This is a genomic window from Flavobacterium sp. (genome assembly GCF_043720215.1).
Lineage (GTDB): Bacteria > Bacteroidota > Bacteroidia > Flavobacteriales > Flavobacteriaceae > Flavobacterium.
The window spans coordinates 1-6,466 of the sequence record NZ_JAYSSZ010000295.1; the positions used below are offsets into that span (position 1 = coordinate 1).

At 32.1% G+C, this 6,466-nt stretch carries 6 protein-coding genes; all 6 read right to left on the reverse strand.

The features are described 5' to 3' along the window. Positions 1-86: 86 nt before the first annotated feature. Positions 87-1,301, reverse strand: a complete 1,215-nt coding sequence (locus ACHZC3_RS12840) for a murein hydrolase activator EnvC family protein (RefSeq protein ID WP_394760272.1) — start codon at positions 1,299-1,301, stop codon at positions 87-89. 21 nt (positions 1,302-1,322) lie between these two features. After that, on the reverse strand, positions 1,323-2,096 hold the full coding sequence (locus ACHZC3_RS12845) for a DUF4292 domain-containing protein (protein ID WP_394760273.1): 774 nt from the start codon (positions 2,094-2,096) through the stop codon (positions 1,323-1,325). Next, positions 2,096-3,421 carry a tetratricopeptide repeat protein gene (locus tag ACHZC3_RS12850; RefSeq protein ID WP_394760275.1) on the reverse strand — a complete coding sequence of 442 codons (1,326 nt, stop codon included), beginning with the start codon at positions 3,419-3,421 and terminating at the stop codon, positions 2,096-2,098. Before ACHZC3_RS12850 ends, ACHZC3_RS12845 begins: the two co-directional genes overlap by 1 nt. A gap of 15 nt (positions 3,422-3,436) precedes the next feature. Next, a complete protein-coding gene (locus tag ACHZC3_RS12855; RefSeq protein ID WP_394760277.1) occupies positions 3,437-4,447 on the reverse strand; it encodes a sugar phosphate nucleotidyltransferase in 1,011 nt (336 codons plus the stop codon). A gap of 80 nt (positions 4,448-4,527) precedes the next feature. Next, a complete protein-coding gene (gene dut / locus ACHZC3_RS12860; RefSeq protein ID WP_394760279.1) occupies positions 4,528-4,962 on the reverse strand; it encodes a dUTP diphosphatase in 435 nt (144 codons plus the stop codon). A 139-nt stretch (positions 4,963-5,101) separates the two neighbouring features. Beyond that, positions 5,102-6,466, reverse strand: a 1,365-nt coding sequence (locus tag ACHZC3_RS12865) for a polysaccharide biosynthesis C-terminal domain-containing protein (RefSeq protein WP_394760281.1), incomplete at its 5' end; no start/stop codon positions are given.

Here is a 6,466-nt window from a genome sequence, read left to right on the forward strand (position 1 = left end):
AGACTAAGAAATAGTTATAAACAACAAATTCCACTACTTTTCACGAATCGATTCGTGAAAATTAGTGGAATTTGTGTTTTATATAACTACATATTCATAATCCAACTCTGAGGATTTAATTTTGTAGTATTCTGGAATATCAAGAATTTTAGAATCGCTTTATTGGTAAATGTATTAAAAAACACCTCACCTAAAGCCTGTTTTGTTGAGACTTTATCTCCTTTACGGACATATACTTTTCCAATATTTGAATAAGTCGTAATATAATCCCCGTGACGCAATACGATTGTTGCACTTCCGTTTGCTGCTTGTTGCACATCACTTACTTCTCCTGCAAATACCGAACGTGCTTTTGCTCCTCGTTCTGAAGAAATTTCTATTCCACTACTTTCAATCATGATAGATGGTTCTAGCGGATGTGGCTGTCTTCCGAATTTTTTCGTTAACAATCCTTTTTCTACTGGCCATGGTAAACGACCTCGATTGGTTTTGAAATCGTTTGCTAATTCTTTTGCTTCAGGCGTTAATACAAATGTGGTTGTGTTGGTTGTATTTCCGGCTTTTTTATTAGCCGCAGCAATAGATTCTCTAATTAATCTATCAATTTGTTTTTCTATTGCTCTAGATTCTTTTTGCTTTTTCTTGATGTCGGCAATAATCTTACTTTTATCTTTTTTAATCGAATACAACAATCTTTGTTGCTCTTGCTTGTCTTTTTCTAATACTTGTTTTTCTTTTTCGCTTTCGGCAATCAACTTTACTTTTTCTTGTTTTTGATTCAAAAGTTTGTTGTTGTAACGCTCTAGTTCTATTGTTTTTACTTTTATCTCTTCGCCTTGCAATTTTCTGAAACTAGAATACTGTTTCATATACTGTGCTCGCTTATAAGCTTGTAAGAAATTTTCTGACGACAATAAAAACATTGCCTTGCTTTGTTCTGAACGACTTTTATATGATTTTACAATCATTTTAGAGTAATCTTCTTTCAGAATTTTTAAATCTTTGTTCAGTTTATTTACATTTACTTGATTAATGTACATACTGTTTCCTAACACTTTGGCTTGTTTGGCCGTCGTGTTAATTAGTTTTTGTTGCAAATTAATTTTAGCTGTTTGTTGTACTACAACTTTTACAACCGATTTTTCTTTTGTTTTTTGACTCTGCAACAATTTTTCCTGTGCTCTAATTTCTTGTTGTAAACGTTCTTTTTGTTCTTCCAGTTTTCGTTGTCTTTCCTCTTCTTGTCCCCATGAGAGCGAAGTTGAAAGAATTAGTAGAAAACAAATAATATATTTTAACATGCTGTAAATTGTATCTAATTATTATAATTTGATTTGCTCATAACCACTTGGAACACTATACGGAAAAGTTAAATCTTCGTTGAATGTAGCGTTTTTATATTCAATCGTAATATTTGTGGTTTTATTGTCTTGATTTGCAAAAATAAGAAGTTCTCCTGGTATAATGCTTTCTGGATACGATTTATAATTTGAATAATTGACAATCATTTTTCTTTCAGGTGTTTTTTGGGTAATTTCTTGACGTTTTAACCAAAAGGAATTGATATCAAAAACATAACTTTTATTGAAATTTTCTTTAGCTACTTCCTCAAGTTTTGGAGATCCTTCTTCCATAGAAAGCAAATAGTCACCGTTGGACAAGTCATCTATAGTTTGACCTAACAACATATTTTGAACCTTCTTAAAATCTAAATCGGTTCCTAACCAATTGCTTAATGTTTTATAATCTCCTTCAAAAAATTTACCTCCTATTTTTTCGTAATAACGAACTTGTGTTGGTGTAATTATGGCTTTTGCCATGGTAATTCCAATCATTTTGACGCTAACCAAAATAATTTCGTCTTTTTTTATTCTAATATCTGCTGAAAGGCTTAACGATTGTTTCTCGTCTGCATAATCAATATTTGCTTTTATATACGCCGTTTTAAAATCACGTTTTACAGCATAATGGTTCTCTATAATATTAGAAATTGTTGTATTTGTTGTGTTTACAGCTGGCTCCGATGCAATTATTTTTTGCTTCGATTTGCAAGACACAATTAATAAAACCAATAAAAAAGGAAGGATTCTGCGCATTATTTTTGTTTTATTTTATTGGCTTTAGCCAAATATTCGTCACTTTTCTTTATGTTGCCCAATCCTTTTGCGGCTTCGGCTAATTGATTCAGAAAATCGATTTCTAAAGCTGTATTATCTACAACATAATCTATACCAGATTCTAGATAATCGTTCGCTTTTTTATATTTTTTTAATTGATTTGCAGCTTTTCCTGCAAAGAAATAATATTCTGGCTGATTGGGAAATGTATCTATTAGCTCTGAAGCTTTTATTTCTAATTGTTCAAATTGAGCTGTTTCTTCATACGAAGCCAATAAAAACATATTGGTTTCTAAATCGGTATTGGACGCTTTTTCTAAATTTTTTATAGCTAAATCCCAATTTTTTTTCTTGTAATAAAACTTACCTATTTCTTTGTAAACATTAAACTCTGAATCGTTTTCAAAATAGGTTGTTGCTTTGTTTAACTGAGTTTCAAATGTTGGGTCTTTTAAAACAAAAATCAGAAACTCATTGTACATTCTGTATTTAACTTTCTTATCAATTTTAGAACTGTTTAATACTGTTTCTAATGAGTTGGAAGCTGCATTTCCGTCATTATTATTAATGTGGTATTTGAATAAAAAAACTTGTGCCCAACTCGAATTTGGAATGTTTTTTTCCAATTTTTTAGCCACTTGCAATGCTTTTTCTTCCTGATTATTGTCGGAATACATGTAAATCAGCGAAAGATAATTTTCCTCGTTGTTCGGCGATTCTTCAATAGCATTTTCTAACGTATTTTTGTTGGACGAATTAGTTTTTGTTTGCGATGTGATTTGCAATTTATATCGATCACGAAGCTCTGTATTTCCTACATTTTCATCTAATTCATTTATTAAAACCAACGCTTTGTCAAACTGTTGCGTGTACATATAAAGCGACACCAAATCTTCTTTATATTTCTTGTCTAACGGAATTATTTTTTGTGCAATAACTAACGCTTGATTGTAATTTTTGGTTTCATAATATACTTCATACAAATCGATCAAATACCATTTGTTTTTTGTGTCAAGTTGTGTTGCTTTTGTAAAAGCTTGTTCTGCATTTTGATACTCTTTCTGAAAAAAATAATTCTTACCTAACTCGTGATAAATCACTGCATTTTCCGGTTGAATTTTTAAACATTTTTCTAGAGAAACAATAGCTTTGTCATAATTTTCAATCCCTTTTTGAATCAGTGATTCGTAATACGATTCTCGAAAATCATCTTTTTCTAAAGCAACATCTTCTGGCTGGATTTGTGCCAATACGTTTGCAGAAATGATACACATTCCTAGAATAAACCATATTTTATTTGACACTTTTTTATTCATTATTTATTCTAAAACCGAATAATCTCCAATACTAATACTCTTGAAATCACCATCAAAAATAGCATGATTACCAATCATTGCGTTGTCTAAATTGGCGTTTTTTATATGTGTATGAGTTTGAACCAAACTGTTTTTAATTTTTGTGTTTTGCAAATGAGTTCCTTTTCCTAACGACACATTAGGGCCAACAATTGAATTGATTAAAACCACATCTTCTCCAATAAAACAAGGCGGAATAATGGTCGAATTTTCAATACGAACATCAGAAGCCATCATATTTTCTCCATCTTTCTCTAAAAAATGTAGTATTCTAGAATTGGTTTCTACTGTTACGTCTTTGTTTCCACAATCCATCCATTCATCAACTTTACCTGGAACAAAAACCATGCCTTTTGCCATCATTTGTTTAATTCCGTCGTTTATTTGATATTCTCCTCCGTGAATTATATTATTATCTAAAACTAATTGCAATTCGTTTTTAAGAACGGCAACATCTTTAAAATAGTATATTCCAATTACAGCAAGATCAGAAACAAATTCGGTAGGTTTTTCTACCAACTCTACTATTTGATTTTTATCGTTTAGATTTATTACTCCAAAAGCTTCAGGTTGATCTACTTGTTTTACCCAAATTACACTATCGGCAGTTTGATCTAAATCGAAATCGGCACGAATTAAAGTATCGGCATACGCAATAACTGCTGGACCAGAAAGAGAATCCTTGGCACACATAATGGCATGACCTGTTCCTAGCGCTTCGTTTTGATAATAAATCGTTCCTTTTGCTCCTAATTTTTGAGCAATTGCAATAAGTTCTTCTTCTACTTTTTTGCCAAAACTTTCGTGAATTATAAAAGCGACTTCTTCAATATCTTGGTTTAAAACGCCAGCAATATCTTCAACCAAACGATGCACGATTGGTTTTCCTGCAATAGGTATTAATGGTTTTGGGATTGTAAGTGTGTGTGGGCGAAGGCGTGAACCACGTCCAGCCATTGGTACTATTATTTTCATGTTATGTTTTTTAACCGCAAAGTTCGCAAAGTTTTTCGCAAAGTTCACGAAGTGTTTTTTTTATTTAATTTGTTGCAAACTTACTTCACTCCAGTGCTCCCAAAGCCGCCTTCTCCGCGTGAAGTTTCAGATAAATCTTGAACTTCAATCCAATCAGCACGTTCGTGTTTTGCGATAATAAGCTGTGCGATTCGTTCTCCGTTTTCGATTACAAAGGCTTCGTTGGATAAATTTACTAAAATTACTCCAATTTCGCCACGATAATCAGCATCGACTGTTCCAGGGGAATTTAAAACTGTGATTCCTTTCTTGAAAGCTAATCCGCTGCGTGGTCGTACTTGTGCTTCGAAACCTATGGGTAATTCGATAAAAAGCCCTGTTTTTACAAGGGTTCTTCCTAGTGGTTGTAACGTTATGGATTCTTGAATATTAGCACGAAGATCCATTCCTGCCGAAGCGATAGTTTCGTAGTTGGGTAATTCGTGTTGGGATTTGTTGATTATTTTTATTTGCATTGGTTTTTTAGGTTCTAAGTTACTAAGGTTTATCTTGTTTACGAAATGCCATAGCCCTGATAACAGTGGAAATCCTTTTTGTTTTTTTCTTTAAAAAACAAAAAGATTGTAACGGATAGCAGGAATAGCTTCAAAAATATTAATTTCTTTTTAAAATACGCAGTAAAACTTCCTTTTCGTTTCTGTAAATATAATAACCAAATAGGATTAGTGCAAATATTCCGAAGATATAACTTTCACGAAAAACAGGAATGTAAAATGAAAGTCCCGAAAGTAGGATTGAAATACCTAAATAGGATCCTATTTTATTGATTTCGTAGGGAATTGGGTATTTTTTTTGACCTAAATAATAGGATACGAACATCATACTTCCGTAAGCTGCAATTGTAGCAATTGCTGATCCATAATAACTGAATTTTTCAATCAATAAATAGTTTAAAACTAATGTTATGATTGCTCCAATGATGGAAATGTAGGCTCCAATTTTTGTTTTGTCGATAATTTTGTACCAAACGGATAAGTTGGTGTAAATACCGAGAAAAAAGTTAGCTAGAATGATAAGTGGGACGACTTTCATTGCTTCCCAATAACTTGGGTTGGGCACCAGAAATATTTTTAGAATATCGACAAAAACAATGACAAAAAGCAATATAAAGGATCCTGTTATAACAAAATATTTAGTTATCGTAGCATAGGTTTGTGGTGCATTTTCGTTGCCTGCATGACTGAAGAAGAATGGTTCGATTCCTAATGTGAATGCAGTTCGAAACAAAACCATAAACATGCCTATTTTATAACAGGCTGCATAAGCTCCAATTTTAGATTTAGAAACATCAAACCAATCGAGTAATATTTTGTCGAAATGCTCGTTTATGGCAAAACCTATTCCTGCAATGAGAATTGGCAGTCCGTATTGCATCATTTTTTTCCAAAGTGTGAGATCAAAATGCCAATTTATCTTGAAATAATTAGGTGAAAGCACTATAAATGTTAGCAAACTAGCAACAAGGTTAGAGATAAAAATATAGCCAACTTCAAAATTTTCGAAATAAATAGTAGAGAAAAAACTATCTGAATTAGTTGCTATTCTTGGTAATACTAGTAAAAAGAAAATATTGAGCAACATGTTAATCGTGACATTTCCTATTTTAAGAATTGCATATTGCATTGGTTTTTTATCGGCTCTTAATCTAGAAAAAGGAATTATTACTAATGCATCGAGTGCTAAAATCCAAATTGTATAAGTTATATAATGTACATTGATATTTGCCCAACTCCCTAAGGTTTCTCTAAACAAAAGTGTAAGTACTAAAAACGTTATGGATGTCCAGAAAATAGATACAGTTGTAGTTGAAATTACGTTTTTCTTATTTTTCTTCGCCAGTTCGCTATCGCTCGTGTCTTCCAAATTATAAAAACGAAAAAAAGCAGTTTCCATTCCGTAAGATAAAACCACGTTAAAAAATACGAGATAAGCAAATACGATGGATACTTCTGCGAATTC